We start from the raw sequence: 17472 nt of genomic DNA, 5'->3' as shown, positions 1-17472 counted from the left end.
CGGTAACTTAGACTCCGGCCATGGACGACGCGATGCCGGGACGCCTGCCGGAGCGGGACCGCCCGTGGGTGATGCGCACGTACGCCGGGCACTCCTCCGCCGCGGCCTCCAACGCGCTCTACCGCCGCAACCTGGCGAAGGGGCAGACCGGGCTGTCGGTCGCGTTCGACCTGCCCACCCAGACCGGCTACGACCCCGACCACGAGCTGGCCGCCGGCGAGGTGGGTCGGGTCGGCGTGCCGGTGGCCCACCTCGGCGACATGCGCACGCTGGTCGAGGGCATCCCGCTCGCCGAGATGAACACCTCGATGACCATCAACGCGCCGGCGATGTGGATGCTCGCGCTCTACGGCACGGCCGCCGTCGAGCAGGGCGCCGAGCTGCGCCGCTGCGCCGGCACCACGCAGAACGACATCATCAAGGAGTACCTCTCCCGGGGGACGTACATCTTCCCGCCGGCCGCCTCGCTGCGCCTGACCGCCGACGTCATCGCCTACACGCTGCGCGAGATGCCGCGGTGGAACCCGGTCAACATCTGCTCGTACCACCTCCAGGAGGCCGGCGCGACGCCGGTGCAGGAGGTCGGCTTCGCGCTCGCCACCGCGGTCGCCGTGCTGGACACCGTGCGCGACTCCGGCCAGGTGCCGGCCGAGCGGATGGGCGACGTGGTGCAGCGGATCTCCTTCTTCGTCAACGCCGGCGTGCGCTTCGTCGAGGAGATCGCCAAGATGCGCGCGTTCGGCGCGCTCTGGGACGAGATCACCCGCGACCGCTACGGCGTGACCGAGGCGAAGCAGCGCCGGTTCCGCTACGGCGTGCAGGTCAACTCGCTGGGCCTGACCGAGGCGCAGCCGGAGAACAACATCCAGCGCATCGTGCTGGAGATGCTCGGCGTCACGCTGTCCCGGGACGCCCGCGCCCGCGCCGTGCAGCTTCCCGCCTGGAACGAGGCGCTCGGCCTGCCCCGCCCGTGGGACCAGCAGTGGTCGCTGCGCATGCAGCAGGTGCTGGCGTACGAGTCGGACCTGCTCGAATATCCCGACCTGTTCGACGGCTCGCACGTGATGACCGCGCTCGTCGACGACATCGTCACCGGTGCCCGGGTCGAGCTGGACAAGGTGCTGGAGATGGGCGGCGTGGTGACCGCCGTGGAGTCCGGCTACCTCAAGAGCGCGCTGGTCGCCTCGCTGGCCGACCGGCGCCGGCGGATGGAGACCGGCACCGACGTGGTGATCGGCGTCAACCGGTTCACCGAGACCGAGCCGTCCCCGCTGACCGCGGCCGGCGCCGAGGCGATCGAACAGGTGGACCCGGCGGTCGAGGCGGCTGCCGCGGCCGGCGTACGCGAATGGCGGGCCGGCCGGGACGCGGCGGCGGTCGACGCCGCGCTGGCGCGCCTGCGCGCGGACGCCGCGACCACCGTGAACCTGATGCCGGCGACGCTGGCCTGCGTGGCCGCCGGGGTGACCACCGGGGAGTGGGCCGGCGCGCTGCGCCAGGTGTTCGGCGAGTACCGCGCGCCGACCGGGCTGACCGGCGCGGCCGGGGCCGGCGGCGACGCGAACCTCGCGGCGGTCCGGGAGCGGGTCGCCGCCACCGCGCGGGAGCTGGGCACCGGCCGGCTGCGGCTGCTGGTCGGCAAGCCGGGGCTGGACGGGCACTCCAACGGCGCGGAGCAGATCGCGGTACGCGCCCGCGACGCCGGCTTCGAGGTGATCTACCAGGGCATCCGGCTGACCGCCGGGCAGATCGTGGCCGCCGCGGTGGAGGAGGACGTCGACCTGGTCGGGCTCTCCGTGCTCTCCGGTTCGCACCTGGCCGCCGTGCCGGCGGTGCTGGACGGGCTGCGCGCGGCCGGCCGGGGCGACCTGCCGGTGGTGGTGGGCGGCATCATCCCGCCCGCCGACGCGGAGACGCTGCGGGCCGCCGGCGTGGCCCGGGTGTTCACGCCGAAGGACTTCGCGCTCACCGGCATCATCGACGAGCTGGTCACCGTCATCCGCGAGCGGATGTAAGGCGGGGCCCCTGCTTAACGCCTCCGGTATAGGCCTGGCACCCGCTTGACGCCGGATCCGGCCCGCTAAAGCGGTGAAAGTCCTAAAGTGGGGCAAGACACCCACGGAAGGGCGGAAAGATGACCGCGTCGATGGAGATGCCCCGGGTCCAGGAGTGCGCCGTCCGATCCTGCGCCTACAACCACACGAACGACTGCCACGCGTTCGCCATCACGATCGGCAGCAGCGACCACGCGCACTGCCACACGTTCGTGGAACTGCCGGTGCGCGGCGGCATCGACCAGCTCGTCGCGCAGGTCGGCGCCTGCTCCCGCGCCGACTGCCAGCACAACTCCGACCTGGAGTGCCACGCCCCCGCCATCACCGTCGGCCCGGACAACGACATGGCCGACTGCATGACCTACCGCAGCCGCTGAGCGACCGGCGCGCTCGGACGCGGAAGCCGTCGGCGCGCTCGGACGCGGAAGTCAGCGCTCGGACGCGGAAGCCGGCGGCGCGGTCACACGCGGAAGCCGGCGGCCCGCGCCGCCGCGCGTTCCCGGCGGCGGTCCTTCCGGCGGCGGAACAACCAGACCGCGAAGACCACCAGGCCGACCGCGAACACCAGCACCAGCACCGGCAGCAGGATCGCCACCACCGACATGACCACGCTCGTCGCGTCCTCGGCGGTGCTGGCCACCGGTGCGCCGAAACCGGCCGTGGTGGCGTTGATGACCGGCCGGGCGGCGGCCTTGAGCAGGTGCACGCCGAGCGCGATCAGCACGCCCACCACCACCGGCACCCACTGGTGGGTGGAGAAGAACGTGTCCGGGTCGCTGACCGTGACCGTCTCCGAGCCGGACCCGGCGCCGAAGGCCAGACCGCCGGCGGTCGGCCGGACCACGGTCTGCACCATGTCGTTGACGTGGTCGACCACGGGCACCTTGTCGGCCACCACCTCGACCGCCAGCAGCACGGCGAGGATCGCCAGCACCCAGCCGTTGCCGAGCCACTGCCAGCCGCTCGGCAGCTCGATCAGGTCGGTGTAGCGGGCCAGCAGGCCCATCAGCATCAGCGGGATGTAGGCGTTCAGGCCAGCCGAGGCGGCGAGACCGGAACCGGTGAGGACTTCGAGCACGATTTCAGAATGGCACCGGTGCGCCAGTGGCGCTCGTCGGCGTCGGTCGAGGGCTCGGCTACCCTCGTCGGGTGCGGTTGGTCATTGCGAAGTGCTCGGTGGACTATGTCGGACGGCTCTCGGCGCACCTGCCGCCGGCCACTCGGCTGCTCATGGTCAAGGCGGACGGCTCGGTGTCGATCCACGCGGACGACCGGGCCTACAAGCCGTTGAACTGGATGAGCCCGCCGTGTCGGCTGGAGGAGGCGCCCGGCGTCTGGCGGGTGGTCAACAAGGCCGGCGAGGAGCTGCGCATCACGCTGGAGGAGATCTTCCAGGACACCTCGTACGAGCTGGGCATCGACCCCGGCCTGCGCAAGGACGGCGTGGAGGCGCACCTCCAGGAGCTGCTCGCCGCCAACCCGGGCACCCTGGGCGAGGGCTACACGCTGGTCCGGCGGGAGTACATGACCGCGATCGGCCCGGTCGACCTGCTCTGCCGGGATGCCAACGCCGGCGCGGTCGCGGTCGAGGTGAAGCGGCGCGGCGAGATCGACGGGGTGGAGCAGCTCACCCGCTACCTGGAACTGATGAACCGGGACCCGCTGCTCGCGCCGGTCACCGGCGTGTTCGCCGCGCAGGAGATCAAGCCGCAGGCCCGGGTGCTCGCCGCCGACCGCGGCATCCGCTGCGTCGTGGTCGACTACGACAAGCTGCGCGGCATCGAGCGCGACGAGCTGACGCTGTTCTGAGCCCTGACCGCCCGGCCCGGGCGGTCAGCGCTTCCGGCCGTACATCAGCTTGGCGACCTTGACCAGGCGGGCGACGTCGGCCGGGGTGCGCTCGAACGTCATGGCCGGCAGCAGCGAGCGGGCCCGACGGCGGGTGACCGCCTTGGGACGGCCGAACTCGCGCAGCCCGTCCTCGCCGTGGATCCGGCCGAAGCCGGACTCGCCGGTGCCGCCGAACGGCAGCGTGGACATGCCGGCGAAGGTCAGCGCCGAGTTCACCGAGGCCATCCCGGAGCGCAGCCGCCGCGCCACGGCCACCGCCCGCGCCCGGCCGAAGACCGAACCCCCGAGCCCGTACGGCAGCGCGTTGGCGCGCTCGACGGCCTCGTCGACGTCGCGGACCCGGTTGACGGTCAGCGTCGGCCCGAACGTCTCCTCGCGGACGGCGGCGGAGTCCTCCGGCACGTCGACCAGCACGGTCGGGTGCACGTACGGCGGCTGGACCGCCTCCGGGCCGCCGAGCACCGCCCGGCCGCCCCGGGCGACCGCGTCGTCGATGTGCCGCCGGATCACGTCGATCTGGGCCGGCATGGTGATCGGGCCGAGGTCGGTGCCGTCGGCGCCCACGGTCAGCCGGCCGGCCTTCGCCACCACCTTGTCGACGAACGCGTCGAAGACCTGGTCGACCGCGTAGACCCGCTCGATGCCGATGCAGGTCTGGCCGGCGTTGGTCAGCCCGCCCCAGACGGCCGCCTCGGCGGCGGCGTCCAGGTCGGCGTCCGAGTCGACGATCATGGCGTCCTTGCCGCCGGCCTCCAGCAGCACCGGGGTGAGCGTCTCGGCGCAGGCCGCCATGACCTTCTTCGCGGTGGCGGTCGAGCCGGTGAAGGCCAGCTTCGCCACGCCGGAACGGCACAGCGCCGCGCCGACGTCGCCGAGCCCGTGCACCGCCTGGAACACCGGCTGCTCCGGCACCACCTCGGCGAACCGGTCGACCAGCCACTGGCCCACCGCCGGGGTGTACTCGCTCGGCTTGAACACCACCGCGTTGCCGGCGGCCAGCGCGTACGCCGCCGAGCCGATCGGGGTGAAGACCGGGTAGTTCCACGGACCGATCACGCCGACCACGCCGTACGGCTGGTATTCCAGGTGGCCGGTGAACTCGGCGAGGATCAGCCGGGAGCGGACCCGGCGGGGCCCGAGCACGCGCGGGGCGTTACGGGCCGCCCAGTCGACGTGCTCCAGCGCGGTGAGGATCTCCACCACGGCGTCGCCGACCGGCTTGCCGCCCTCGGTGTGCATCAGGTCGGCCAGCTCCTCGATGCGCCGGGCGAGCACGCCGCGCCAGCGCTGGAGCCGGTCCCGCCGGCCGGTGAAGCCGAGCCCGGCCCACCACTCGGCGGCCGGGCGGGCCCGGTCGACGGCGGCGCGCACGTCCGCCTCGGTGGCCACCGGGAGCCGCCCGGCCTCCGCGCCGGTCGCCGGGCTGGTCGACACCAGTTGACCGGCCTCGATGAGCGGGGTTCCGGGGAGATGCACTGCGGTCATGGCCGAAGTCTAGACCCGAATATTACTCATGGGTAGGTGGCGGAGGCCCGCTACGCTGCCCGGACCGACGCCCGTCACATCGACACACGTGATGTCCGAACGCGCCCGGTGCGGCCACCCGAACGGCGAACGGGAGGTGACCGGCCGGGGTCGCGCGGGTGACCGCGCGGGGGTGGGAGCCACTACGGTGAGGTGGCAGGCTGACGCCGCGGGGCGATGTGGGGTGGAGGTCGACTGTCCATGGAGGAGCATCCGGAGTTGATGCCGTTGCTGACGGTGTCGGGCGGAGCGATGCGCGGGCTCAGTTTCCGGGTCGGCCGGGGCGTGCAGGTGATCGGCCGCGCGCCGACCGCCGACGTCGTGCTCGCCGACCCGCACCTGAGCCGACGGCACGCCACCATCCAGGCCACCGTGGAGGGGGTGCTGCTCACCGACCTCGGCTCGACCAACGGCACCTGGCTCAACGACACCCGGATCACCGGCAGCGTGCCGATCTCCGACGGGGACGTGGTCCGGCTCGGCCGCACCGATCTGCGCCTCTACGATCCCGGCGTGGCCCGGACCGACCCGGTCGGGATGACCTTCGGCGCGCCCCGCCGCGACCAGCGGCCCACGCTGCCGCTGCCGGTCCCGGCGCCCCGGCAGTCGATCGAGTCCCGCGAGGCGCAACCCGCCGACGCCCGCTGACCGCCCGCGCGCACTCACTCACTCACGCGCGCACTCGCGCGTTCACCGTGGGCGCGAATTCACGGAAAGTGCGGCTGTCGCGGCCGGAACAGCCGCACTTTCCGTGAAACAGGGCGCGCGGGTGGGGCGGCGGTGTGTGGGGCGGGCACATGGCTTCCGGGCGGGCGGTGTGCCAGCATGCGCTGATGCGGAGCGCGCGGCACACGGTCCAGGCCAACGGCATCACCCAGGCGGTCCGGGTGGCCGGGCCCCCGGACGGCGTGCCGGTGCTGCTGGTGCACGGCAACGTCTCGTCGTCGGCGTTCTGGGAGCCGCTGCTGCCGGAACTGCCGGCGACGCTCCGGGTGGTCGCGCCCGACCTGCGCGGCTACGGCGAGACCGACACCGCGCCCGTCGACGCCACCCGCGGCGTCGGTGACTTCGCCGACGACGTGGCCGCCCTGCTCGACACCCCCGGGCTGTTCGCCCCGGGCGCCCGGCCGGTGGTGGTCGGGCACTCGCTCGGCGGCGGCGTGGCGATGCGGCTGCTCGTCGACCGGCCGGAACGGGTGGCCGGGCTGCTGCTGGCGGCGCCGGTGTCCCCGTACGGCTTCGGCGGCACCCGGGACCTCGCCGGCGCCCCCACCACGCCCGACTTCGCCGGCACCGGCGCGGGCGGCGCGAACCCGGACTTCGTGGCCCGGCTCGCCGCCGGTGACCGGGGCGCCGACGGCCCCACCAGCCCGCGCAACGTGCTGCGCGCCGCGTACGTGGCCGACCCGGCGTCGCTCGGCGACCACGAGGACCTGCTGCTGGAGAGCATGCTGACCACCGCCACCGGGGACGACAACTATCCCGGCACCGCGGCCGCCTCGGACCACTGGCCGGGGACCGCCGCCGGGCGGCGCGGGGTGCTCAACGCGTTGGCCCCGACCCACTTCCGGCTCGCCGACGAGTTGGTCGCCGTGCCGGTCAAGCCGCCGGTGACCTGGGTACGCGGCGACGCCGACGTGATCGTCTCGGACACCTCGCTGTTCGACCTGGCGTACCTCGGTCAGCTCGGGATCGTGCCCGGCTGGCCCGGCGCCGAGGGGTGCCCGCCGCAGCCGATGGTCGGCCAGACCCGCGCGGTGCTGGACCGGTACGCGGCGGCCGGCGGGTCGTACCGGGAGGTGGCGCTGCCGGGCTGCGGGCACAGCCCGCACCTGGAACGGCCCGCCGAGTTCGTCGCCGAGCTGCTGGCGCTCGCCGGGGTGACCGCGCCCGCGTGAGACGCGGTGCGTGAAATATCCCACCGCGTCTCGACAACACAGCGTCACGTGGCAGACTCCGGCGCATAACCTTAGCGGCCGTTCATGTCGGCAACGGCGGAGGCAACCGAGGGAGGCCGGTCGTGGCGCGCGAGTTCACCCGGGTGGGCGTGGTGGGTCTGGGCACCATGGGTGCCGGCATCGTCGAGGTGTTCGCCCGCAACGGCGTCGACGTGACCGCGGTGGAGATCTCCGACGCCGCGCTGGAACGCGGCCGGGTCACGCTCACCGGTTCCACCGACCGCGCGGTGGCCAAGGGCAAGCTCGCCGAGGCCGACCGGGACGCGCTGCTGGCGCGGGTGGACTTCCGGGTCGGGCTGGGCGCGTTGCACGACGTGGACCTGGTGATCGAGGCGGTGCCCGAGCACCTGGACCTCAAGCAGCGGATCTTCGCCGAGCTGGACCGGGTCTGCAAGCCCGACGCCATCCTGGCCACCAACACCTCGTCGCTGAGCGTCACCGAGATCTCGGTCGCCACCACCCGGCCGAACCAGGTCATCGGCATCCACTTCTTCAACCCCGCCCCGGTGATGAAGCTGGTCGAGGTGGTTCGCACGGTGGTCACCTCCGCCGAGGTGGTGGCCGACGTGGAGGCGCTCTGCGCCCGCCTCGGCAAGGTCGACGTGACGATCAGCGACCGGGCCGGCTTCATCGCGAACGCGCTGCTCTTCGGCTACCTGAACCACGCTGTCGGCATGTTCGAGGCGCGCTACGCCACCCGCGAGGACATCGACGCGGCCATGAAGCTCGGCTGCGGCCTGCCGATGGGCCCGCTGGCGCTGATGGACCTGATCGGCCTGGACACCGCGTACGAGATCCTGGACACGATGTACCGGCGCGGCGGCCGGGACCGCCGGCACGCCCCGGCCCCGCTGCTCAAGCAGATGGTCACCGCCGGGCTGCTCGGCCGGAAGTCCGGCCGCGGCTTCTACACCTACGAGCGGCCGGGCTCGCCCAAGGTCGTACCCGACGAGCACACGCCGGTGCCCGCGGAGGCCGCGCTCGCCGACGGCGCGCGCGTGGTCGCGAAGGTCGGCGTGGTCGGCTCCGGGACCATGGCCACCGGCATCATCGAGGTCTTCGCCAAGGCCGGCTACGAGGTCATCTCGGTGACCCGGGGCGCGGAGAAGTCCGCCAAGGTCTGCGAGGCGGTCAAGACCTCGCTCAACAAGGGTGTCGTCCGGGGCAAGCTCGCCGAGACCGACCGGGACGCCGCGCTGGGCCGGATCACCTGGTCCGCCACGCTGGAGCACCTCGCCGACGTCGACCTGGTGGTCGAGGCCGTGGTCGAGGAGCTGAGCGTCAAGAAGGCGCTGTTCGCCAGCCTGGACGAGATCTGCAAGCCGGGCGTGGTGCTCGCCACCACCACCTCGTCGCTGCCGGTGATCGACGTGGCGATGGCCACCCAGCGCCCGGCCGACGTGATCGGCCTGCACTTCTTCAACCCGGCGCCGATCATGCCGCTGGTGGAGATCGTGCGGACCATCCGCACCTCCGCCGAGACGTCCGCCACCGCCCGCGCGGTCTGCGCCACGCTCGGCAAGACCGGCGTGGTCTGCGGCGACCGGTCCGGTTTCATCGTCAACGCGCTGCTCTTCCCGTACCTGAACGACGCGGTGAAGATGCTGGAGGCCAGCTACTCCACCGCCGACGACATCGACCATGCGATGAAGCTCGGCTGCGGGTACCCGATGGGCCCGTTCGAGCTGCTCGACGTGGTCGGCCTGGACGTCTCGCTGGCCATCCAGCGGGAGCTGTACCTGGAACTGCGCGAGCCCGGCTTCGCGCCGGCGCCGCTGCTGGAGCACCTGGTCACCGCCGGCTACCTGGGCCGCAAGAGCGGGCGCGGATTCCGCGACCACACCAACCGCTGACCGGGTCAACGGCCCGCGCCGGTGACGGCGTCATGAGGGTGTGACCTTCGAGGAGTACGTCGGCAGCCGGGGCCCGGCCCTGTTACGCCTGGCCCGGCTGCTGACCGGCGACGCGCACCGCGCCGAGGACCTGACCCAGGACGTGCTGGCCCGCGCGTACGTGCACTGGCGGCGGATCGCCCGCGTCGACCGGCCCGACGTGTACGTACGCCGGATGCTGGTCAACGCCAACCACTCCTGGTGGCGGCGGCGGTCCAACCGCGAGCTGGCGATGAACACGTTCGCCGAGCGGCCCGAGCGGGGCGACCTCGACGGCGAGGCGGCCGACCGGGACGAGATGTGGCGGCTGATCCGCGCCCTGCCCGACCGCCAGCGCGCCGTGCTCGTGCTGCGCTACTACGAGGACCTGGACGACGCGACGATCGCCCAGATCCTCGACTGCTCCCCGGTCACCGTCCGCACCCACGCGATGCGGGCGCTCGCCCACCTCCGGGAGCGCTGCGGCGTCCCGACGACCAAGGGGAGCCGGCCGTGACCGACCTCGACCAGCGGATCGCGTCGGCGCTGCGGGAGCGCGCCGACGGGGACGTCGACACCGACCGCCTGCTGCGCGGTTCCCGCACGCTCGGCCGGCGCCGGCAGGCCCGCCGCCGGATCACCGCCGGCACCGCGCTCACCCTGGTCGGCGTGCTCGGTCTCGTCGGGGTGGTGCGGGCGGACGTGGGCGGGCTGGCCGAGCGCCTGCCCTGGGCGGCCACGACGCCGGCGACGCCCCCGCCGCCGGTGCCGCCGCCGGCCGACGGGGTGCCGGGGGCGGCCACCGACCCGGCCCGGGTCGGCACCGATCCGCGGGTGCTGCACTTCGGCGTCGACCCGACCCAGGTCCGTTACCTGAACTGGGAGGTCCTCGGCCAGGTCGAGTCGGTCCAGGTGGACACCGGGCACGGGCCGCCGGTCACGGTGCAGGTGGCGCGTTCCCGGCAGGAACTCGATATCCGCGAGATCGAGGGGTTCTCGGCGCAGGTGAGCCGGGAACGGCTCAGGTTCGACGGTGGGCGCTGGTCCAGGGTCGGCACGGACGGTCGCACGCCCGTCGCCTGGATCCAGTCCTGGCAGCCCGCACCGGGAGTCTTCGCCCGCGCGGCCACCAGCAGCGGTGACCTCCCGGCGCTGGCCCGAGCGGTGAACGCCCTCCGGTGGGACGAGGCACGCCGGTGCGCCGCGCCGGTACGGATCGACGCGCTTCCGGAGGGATCGATGGTCGACTCGTGCCGCGCCGACGTCTCCTCGTACCCGAAGTTGGTCACCGCCCAGTTCTCGGTGAAGCGGAACGGCGCGACGATGACCGTCTGGTATCGCTACGCGGTGGGCGCCGGCACCAGCACCAAGGCCAACCGGTCGTACGCCGGCCGGCCGGCGTACGTGGTGCCCGGTGGATGGACGCTCGACCTGGTCGGCGTCCCGAAGGTGGAGCTGAAGGCCACCGTCGGGGCGGCGGCGCCCGGATTCACCGAGGCGGAGGCGGGGATGCTGCTTGCCGACGCGCGACTGGCAAAGGACCCGTCCGACCTGACGACGTGGCCCTGACCGTGCGAGATCCTGGTACGGAGCCGCCCCGGGATGGGCAGGGCCGTAGCAGGATCGCCCGGATGCGGGCCGTACGCTTGGTGACCGTGAGCCCCCGTCGCAATCGGCCCCGCCGGGACGAGACCACCGGTCTGGACGCCGAACGAGCCCGCCACGGCGTGCCGACCGTGCAGCAGTGGCGCGACGGCGACTGGCAGGTGCGGGGGATCAGCGGCGGCGCGTCCGCCAAGACGTACCGTTGCCCCGGGTGTGACCAGGAGATCCGTCCGGGCGTGGCGCACCTGGTGGCCTGGCCGGCCGACGACCGGGGTGACCTGACCGACCGCCGGCACTGGCACAGCGGCTGCTGGCGGGCCCGGGACCGGCGCGCCCCCAACCTCCAGCGCGGCCGGGGCGCCCCCCGGCACGGCTGAGCGATCTGGATCACCCGGTTCCCGCCCCGGCGGGCGGCGGGGCCGGCGGCGCGGGACACTGGCACGGTGAGCACTCCGATTCGCGCGTCGTCGATCCTGCCCGGCCGCCGGGAGGACATCGAGCTGCACACCGCCGACGGGCTGACGCTCGTCGGCGAGCTGGCCCGGCCGGTGGACCGCGAGCCGGTCGGCACGTTGGTGTGCCTGCACCCGTTGCCCACCCACGGCGGGATGATGGACAGCCACGTGTTGCGCAAGGCCGCCTGGCGGCTGCCCGCGCTGGCCGACCTGGCCGTGCTGCGGTTCAACACCCGGGGCACCAGCAGCGTCCGAGGCACCAGCGAGGGGGCGTTCGACAACGCCGTCAGCGAGCGGTTCGACGTGGCCGCCGCGATCGAGTACGCCGAGTTCCACGAGCTGCCGAACATCTGGTTGGTCGGCTGGTCGTTCGGCACCGACCTGGCGCTGAAGTACGGCTGCGACCCGGCTGTCGCCGGCGCGATCCTGCTCTCCCCGCCGCTGCGCTTCTCCGCCCCGGAGGATCTCGCGGTCTGGGCCGAGTCGGGCCGGCCGCTGACCGCCCTGGTGCCGGAGTTCGACGACTACCTGCGCCCGGACGAGGCCCGGCAGCGGTTCGCCGCCGTGCCGCAGGCCGAGGTGGTCGGCGTGGACGGCGCCAAGCACCTCTGGGTCGGCGACGCGGAGAAGGCGCTCGACGAGATCGTCCGGCGCGTCGCCCCGGGCGTGCCGGTGCCGCTGCCGACGAGTTGGGACGGCCCGATGGAGACCGGCGACGTCAGCGCGTACGCGGACCGGACGGTGGCCGCGTTCGCCGACACCCCGGTCCCCGGCCCGGCCCAGCGAAGCGCCGAGTAGCGCTCACCGCGCGTCCTGGCATCCCACAGCACCACCTAACGCCGGGCGTCGACGGTCGACCCCCTCACGGACCTGACGGCCGATCATGAAGTTGACCGCCCCGGAGAGCGCTCCCCGCGCCGTCAACTTCATGATCGACGGGGTCGGTCGGCGCTCCCGGGGAGGGTCAGTCCTTGTCGACGGTGACGGCGCTGGGCTTGGCGCTGCGCTCGTCGGTGGTGGGCTTGGTCGGGCGCTTGCCGTTCTCGCCGGTGCTGGTGATCTTCGTGGGGGTGGCGCCCCGGCCACCCTCGCCCGGCACGGCGGCCACGGTGGGCTCCCCGTCGACACCCGCGCCGGCGGCCGAGTCCATCGTGGTCACCGGTTCCGCGATCGGCTTCGCCGTGCCGGCCTCCGCCGGCTCGCCGGCCGACCGGTTCCCGCCCCGCTCCGGCCCGGCGCCGTTGGCCGTCACCGTGGCGGTGCCCTTCGCCGAGCCACGACCCACCGGGGTGCTGCCTCCCGCGGGTACGCCGTCCCCGGCCGGCCGGCCGCCGGTGGCGGCGGTGGCCAGCTCCGCCGGGTCGACCGGGGTGGCCGAGATGCCGGCCGAGTCGGCGTCCCGACGCAGCTCGGTGAGCCGGCGCTCCAGGTCGTCGGACTCCTGCCGGGACTTCCACGTCGCGGTGCGCAGGTCGGCCAGCTCCTGCTGCGCCGTGGCGATCTCCAGCATCACGTGGGCGAGCTGCTGCCGGCCGGCGGCCACCTCCTGCTGGGTGGCGGCGAGGTGCTGCTGGGTGGTGGCCAGGTGCTGCTGGGTGGTGGCCGCGTACTCCTCGAACTGGCGACGCGAGGCCGCCACGTGCTCGTCGGCCCGGCGGCGCTGCTCGGTGGCGTCCGCCTCGGCCCGGCGCAGCAGCTCCGCGGCCTCCAGCTCGGCCTGCTGCCGCATGGTGAGCGCGTCTTCCTCGGCGGCCTGCCGGATGCTCGCGGCGTTGCGCTCGATCTCGTCGCGGCGGGCAGCGTACGCCTGCTCCAGTTCCTCGTGCCGGCTGGTGTGCTGCTTGTCGAGCTCGTCGCGGCGCTTGGCGAACTCCTGCTCGGCGGCGGCGCGGCGCTGGGCCAGCTCCTTCTCCGCCTTCTCCCGCTGGCCGGCGACCTCCTTCTCCACCCCGGCCCGCCACGCGCCCAGCTCCTGCTGGGTCTGCGCGCGGGACTGCTGCACGTACGCCTCGGTCTCGGTGCGCATCCGCTGCACGTACGCCTCGACCTCGGCGCGGTTGCGCTTACCGGCCTCGGTGGCCTCGGTGGTGAGCCGGCTGGCCTCGGTGCGGGCCCGGCCGCGGGTGGCCTTGGCGGCCTCCTCCGCGTCGTCGACGATCTTCTTGGCCTCGGCGAGCGCCTTGGCGTGGGTGGCCCGGCCCGCCTCGGCGGCGGCGTCGGTCAGCCGCTTGGCCTCCTGCTGGCCCTTGACGTGCACCTCCTTGGCCGCCTCGCGGAGCTGGTTGGCCTCCTGCTGCGCCTTGGCCAGCACCTCCTTGGCCGCCTCGCGCAGCCGGGCCGCCTCCTGCTGGGCCCGGGCGTGGATCTCCTTGGCGGTGTCCCGTAGCTGGTTGGCCTCCTGCTGCGCCTTGGCCAGCGCGTCCTGGGCGGTCCGGCGCAGCTTCTCGGCCTCGTCCTGGGCGGCCGTACGCAGCTTGGCGGACTCGTCCCTGGCGGCCTTCAGCGTCGCCTCCGCCTCGGCCTTGCGGGTCGCGGTGTGCCGCTCCTCCTCGGCGCGGCGGGCGGCGAGCGCGATCTCGAAGTCCTTGAGCGCCTGCGCGGCCTGCTCCCGGGCTTCCTCGACGATGTGCTCGGCGGCGGCCCGACGGGCCTCGATCTCCTCGTTGGCGGCGGCGAGGATGTCGTCGGCCTGCTCCTCGGCCATGGTGAGGATCTGCTCGACCCGGGGACCGAGGTGCCGGAACGAGGCGCGGTCCACCACACCGACCTGCTTGCGCACCTGGGCGAGATCGCGCTGGAGCACCTCGACCTGGCCGGCGAGCTTGTGGATCTGGGTGTACGCCTGTTCCCGCTCGGTGGTCAGCGCCGCGATCTCGTGTTCCGCGCGGGCGACGTAGCGGTCGACCTGTCGTTTCTCGTATCCCCGCAGCGCGGACTCGAAGCTGGGCTCCGTGGTCACGTCCCCGCCGAGCGCGAACAGTTCCTCGCCGTGCGACATGCCCCCATCCTCACACGCCTCCGCCTCCGCGGGGGCGATACGGACGCCCCTTCTGGGACCTACTTCACCCTCGTGGCGAAACGGGCCGGGGAAAGCATGACGGCGCGGGGCGGCACCGGTTACCCGGTGTCACCCCGCGCCGCGGCTCATGCCCCGTCAGCGGGTGGTGACTCAGCCGGCCGACTCGGCCGTGACCTTCTGCCCGGAGGTGTCGGCCTTCGGCGTCTCGGCTGCCTTGTTGCCGCCCGCCGGCACGCCCGGCACGATGCCGGCCAGGCCGGAGAGCATCTGCCCGAGCTGGGAGGTGACCGCGTCCTTCTGGCGGGTCAGGTCCTCGACCTCGCGGCGGGCCGCCTGCGTGGTCAGCTCCGCCTCGGTGCGCGCCTCGTTGAGCACCCGCTGCGCCTCGGCCCGCGCCTCGTTGAGCGTCTTGTCGGCCAGCGCCTTGGCCTTGTCGACCGTGTCGTTGGCGGTGCGCTCGGACTCGACCCGGCGCGACTCGGCCCGCTGCTCGATCTCCTTGGCCCGCTCCTGGGCGGCCCGGGCCCGCTGCTCGGCCTCGTTGACCATCTTCTGGGTCTGCGTGACCTGGGCGGCGTGCCGCGCCGACTCCTCGCGCTCGGACTTCTCGCGCCGCTCGGCGAGCTGGAGCTCCAGGGCCTGGAGGTCCTTGTCGCGCTTGTCGCGCGCGTCGGTGAGCAGCTTGGTCGCCTCGGCCCGCTTCTCCTCGGCCTCCCGGGCGGCCTTGGCCCGCTGCTGGGTGATCTCCCGCTCGGCGGTGGCGCGCAGCGTGGCGACCTCCCGCTCGACCGTCGACTTCAGCTCGGCCACCTCGTGCGCGGTGACCGTACGCAGCTGCTTGGTCTCCCGGTCGGCGTCGGAGCGCAGCGTGTCCGCCTCCCGGCGGGCCTGCACGCGGACCTCGGCGGCCTCCCGCTCGGCGGCGGTGCGGACGGTGCCGGCCTCCCGCTCGGCGGTGGCCTTCATGGCGGCCGCCTCGGCGCGGGCCTTGTCGGTGATCTCCCGCGCCTCCAGCCGGGCGGCGGAGAGGATGCCCTCCGACTCGCGCTTGGCCTCGTTGCGGTGGTCGTTGGCCTGCTCCTCGGCCAGCCGCAGGATCTGCTCGACGCGGGTGCCCAGGCCGGAGAGGGTCGGCCGGCTGTTCTCCTCGAGCTGCTTGTTGGTCTCGGTGAGCTTCTGCTCGAGCGCACCCTGGCGCTGCTCGGCCTGCCGGAGCCGACGCTGGGCGTCGTTCATCCGCTGCTCGGCCTCGGCGCGGGCCTGCTCGGACTGGCTCAGTGCGGCGCTCAGCCGGCCGATGAAGTCGTCGACCTGGTTGGTGTTGTATCCGCGCAGGCCAACAGTGAAATCGGGCTGTGAGTTCGCGTTATCGAAGAACGCAAGAGGGGAGGACTGCTGCTGGGGCATTGGGACATACTCGCAGACCCCCCAGGGTGGTTCGCAAGAGTGGTCGGCAGCTTTCGCGTCCTCTTTACATGGTCAACTTCTGCCGGCCGGGGGACCGGACCAATCGGCGATCTTGGCAGGTCCCGGGCCGGACGGCGGCGCCGGACGGTCGGCGGGAAAGGGCCGCGGACGGGTGCCCGCGGCCCTTTGTGTTCACGACTGTCTTCATGACTGTCCGGGCGACAGTCGAATGGCGTCCCGCTCCGCCGGAAAGGCAATCCGTCGACGCCGTACGGTCAGTGCCCGCGGAACCGGTTGATCGCGCTTTCGTGCCGGGAGCGCAGCTCGGTGTCCCGGACGCCGAGCCCGTCGGTGGGCGCCAGGCAGCGCACGCCGACCTTGCCCTGGTGCGCGTTGCGGTGCACCTCGTACGCGGCCTGACCGGTCTGCTCCAGCGGGTACGTCCTCGACACCGTCGGATGCACCTTGCCGAGCGCGACGAGCCGGTTGGCCTGCCACGCCTCGTGGTAGTTGGCGAAGTGGCTGCCGACGATGCGCTTGAGGTGCATCCACAGGTAGCGATTGTCGTACTGGTGCAGGAACCCGCTGGTGGAGGCGCAGGTGACGATCGTGCCGCCCTTCTTGGCGACGTAGACGCTGGCGCCGAACGTCTCCCGGCCCGGGTGCTCGAAGACGATGTCCGGGTCCTCGCCGCCGGTCAGCTCGCGGATCCGCTCGCCGAAGCGCCGCCACTCGTCCTGGTCCTGCGTGTGCTCGTCGGACCAGAACCGGAAGCCCTCGGCGGTGCGGTCGATGACCAGCTCGGCGCCCATCCGCCGGCACAGCTCGGCCTTCTCCGGCGAGGAGACCACGCAGACCGGGATCGCGCCGCCGCCCAGCGCCATCTGGGTCGCGTAGCCGCCCAGGCCGCCGGAGGCGCCCCAGATCAGCACCACGTCGCCCTGCTTCATGTTCGCGCCGTGGTGCGAGACGAGCTGCCGGTACGCGGTGGAGTTGACCAGCCCGGGGCTGGCCGCCTCCTCCCAGCTCAGGTGGCGCGGCTTCGGCATGAGCTGGTTGGCCTTGACCACGCACAGCTCGGCCAGGCCGCCGAAGTTGGTCTCGAAGCCCCAGATCCGCTGCTGCGGGTCGAGCATGGTGTCGTCGTGGCCGGCGGCGTCCTCCAGCTCGACCGACAGGCAGTGCGCGACCACCTCGTCGCCGGTCTTCCACCGGGTCACGCCGGGGCCGGTCCGCAGCACCACGCCGGCCGCGTCCGAGCCGACCACGTGGTACGGCAGGTCGTGGCGGCGGGTCAGCTCGGAGAGCCGGCCGTAACGCTGGAGGAACTTGAACGTGGGCAGCGGCTCGAAGATGCTGGTCCACACCGTGTTGTAGTTGATCGCGCTGGCCATGACCGCGACCAGCGCCTCGCCCGGCCCCAGCTCGGGGGTGGGCACTTCCTGGACGTGCAGCGCCTTGCGCGGGTCCTTGTCCCGGGTGGCCATGCCCTCGAACATCCGGGTGTCCTCGGCCCGCACCACCACGCCCCGGTAGCTCTCCGGCACCGGCAGGCCGGCCAGGCCGGCGAGGTCCCGTTCCGGCCGCGCCGAGCCCTCCGTCGCCATGATCGCTTCAAGGATGTCCTGCACGGTGACCTCCCGTTCGTCAGCACCCGCACCGGGGCAGGGGTGCTGCCATCGTCGGCGCCGGTGCGACGGGACCGCCATGTCGGCAATCGACACATCC

At 73.3% G+C, this 17472-nt stretch carries 15 protein-coding genes; 10 read left to right on the top strand and 5 right to left on the bottom strand.

Going from position 1 to position 17472, the window contains the following annotated elements; all coding sequences use genetic code 11:
• Positions 1 to 20 precede the first annotated feature (20 nt).
• Both OG767_RS26525 and OG767_RS26520 read left to right on the top strand, forming a co-directional pair.
• Positions 21 to 2015, top strand: a complete 1995-nt coding sequence (locus OG767_RS26525; protein WP_405090976.1) for a protein meaA — start codon at positions 21 to 23, stop codon at positions 2013 to 2015.
• A 119-nt stretch (positions 2016 to 2134) separates the two neighbouring features.
• Entirely contained in the window at positions 2135 to 2431 is a 297-nt protein-coding gene (locus OG767_RS26520; protein ID WP_281937569.1) for a DUF1540 domain-containing protein, read from the top strand.
• A gap of 83 nt (positions 2432 to 2514) precedes the next feature.
• On the opposite strand, the gene OG767_RS26515 is transcribed toward OG767_RS26520, so the two are convergent.
• Positions 2515 to 3132 carry a DUF4126 domain-containing protein gene (locus OG767_RS26515; protein WP_405090975.1) on the bottom strand — a complete coding sequence of 206 codons (618 nt, stop codon included), beginning with the start codon at positions 3130 to 3132 and terminating at the stop codon, positions 2515 to 2517.
• 71 nt (positions 3133 to 3203) lie between these two features.
• Here OG767_RS26515 and nucS point away from each other — a divergent pair, with 71 nt between their 5' ends.
• Positions 3204 to 3863, top strand: a complete 660-nt coding sequence (nucS, locus tag OG767_RS26510) for an endonuclease NucS (protein WP_405090974.1) — start codon at positions 3204 to 3206, stop codon at positions 3861 to 3863.
• Positions 3864 to 3887: 24 nt separating this feature from the next.
• Here nucS and OG767_RS26505 read toward each other — a convergent pair whose 3' ends face one another.
• On the bottom strand, positions 3888 to 5390 hold the full coding sequence (locus OG767_RS26505) for an aldehyde dehydrogenase family protein (protein WP_405090973.1): 1503 nt from the start codon (positions 5388 to 5390) through the stop codon (positions 3888 to 3890).
• A 240-nt stretch (positions 5391 to 5630) separates the two neighbouring features.
• Here OG767_RS26505 and OG767_RS26500 point away from each other — a divergent pair, with 240 nt between their 5' ends.
• The 7 genes from OG767_RS26500 to OG767_RS26470 all read left to right on the top strand — a co-directional run bounded on the left by OG767_RS26500 (position 5631) and on the right by OG767_RS26470 (position 12116).
• Positions 5631 to 6077: an FHA domain-containing protein gene (locus OG767_RS26500; RefSeq protein WP_281937561.1), complete on the top strand. Its 447-nt coding sequence runs from the start codon at positions 5631 to 5633 to the stop codon at positions 6075 to 6077.
• A gap of 185 nt (positions 6078 to 6262) precedes the next feature.
• On the top strand, positions 6263 to 7327 hold the full coding sequence (locus tag OG767_RS26495; protein ID WP_405090972.1) for an alpha/beta fold hydrolase: 1065 nt from the start codon (positions 6263 to 6265) through the stop codon (positions 7325 to 7327).
• A 122-nt stretch (positions 7328 to 7449) separates the two neighbouring features.
• Entirely contained in the window at positions 7450 to 9240 is a 1791-nt protein-coding gene (locus OG767_RS26490) for a 3-hydroxyacyl-CoA dehydrogenase family protein (RefSeq protein WP_405090971.1), read from the top strand.
• Between the two features lie 40 nt (positions 9241 to 9280).
• Positions 9281 to 9775, top strand: coding sequence for a SigE family RNA polymerase sigma factor (locus OG767_RS26485; RefSeq protein ID WP_405090970.1), 495 nt, complete (start codon positions 9281 to 9283; stop codon positions 9773 to 9775).
• The gene (locus OG767_RS26480) at positions 9772 to 10827 is read left to right on the top strand and encodes a hypothetical protein (RefSeq protein ID WP_405090969.1); all 1056 of its coding nucleotides are present in this window, start codon (positions 9772 to 9774) and stop codon (positions 10825 to 10827) included. Before OG767_RS26485 ends, OG767_RS26480 begins: the two co-directional genes overlap by 4 nt.
• An 80-nt stretch (positions 10828 to 10907) precedes the next feature.
• Positions 10908 to 11240 carry a hypothetical protein gene (locus tag OG767_RS26475; RefSeq protein ID WP_107157023.1) on the top strand — a complete coding sequence of 111 codons (333 nt, stop codon included), beginning with the start codon at positions 10908 to 10910 and terminating at the stop codon, positions 11238 to 11240.
• Positions 11241 to 11306: 66 nt separating this feature from the next.
• The gene (locus OG767_RS26470; protein WP_405090968.1) at positions 11307 to 12116 is read left to right on the top strand and encodes an alpha/beta hydrolase; all 810 of its coding nucleotides are present in this window, start codon (positions 11307 to 11309) and stop codon (positions 12114 to 12116) included.
• 166 nt (positions 12117 to 12282) lie between these two features.
• On the opposite strand, the gene OG767_RS26465 is transcribed toward OG767_RS26470, so the two are convergent.
• The 3 genes from OG767_RS26465 to ccrA all read right to left on the bottom strand — a co-directional run bounded on the left by OG767_RS26465 (position 12283) and on the right by ccrA (position 17375).
• On the bottom strand, positions 12283 to 14316 hold the full coding sequence (locus OG767_RS26465) for a hypothetical protein (protein WP_405090967.1): 2034 nt from the start codon (positions 14314 to 14316) through the stop codon (positions 12283 to 12285).
• Positions 14317 to 14487: 171 nt separating this feature from the next.
• Entirely contained in the window at positions 14488 to 15744 is a 1257-nt protein-coding gene (locus OG767_RS26460) for a DivIVA domain-containing protein (RefSeq protein WP_405090966.1), read from the bottom strand.
• Positions 15745 to 16019: 275 nt separating this feature from the next.
• A complete protein-coding gene (gene ccrA, locus OG767_RS26455) occupies positions 16020 to 17375 on the bottom strand; it encodes a crotonyl-CoA carboxylase/reductase (RefSeq protein WP_357303415.1) in 1356 nt (451 codons plus the stop codon).
• Positions 17376 to 17472: the final 97 nt, after the last annotated feature.

Origin of the sequence: Micromonospora sp. NBC_01392 (genome assembly GCF_045040125.1) — a bacterium.
GTDB lineage: Bacteria > Actinomycetota > Actinomycetes > Mycobacteriales > Micromonosporaceae > Micromonospora.
The sequence above is the reverse complement of the archived record's forward strand: the minus strand, read 5'-3'. Positions and strand labels throughout refer to the sequence as shown.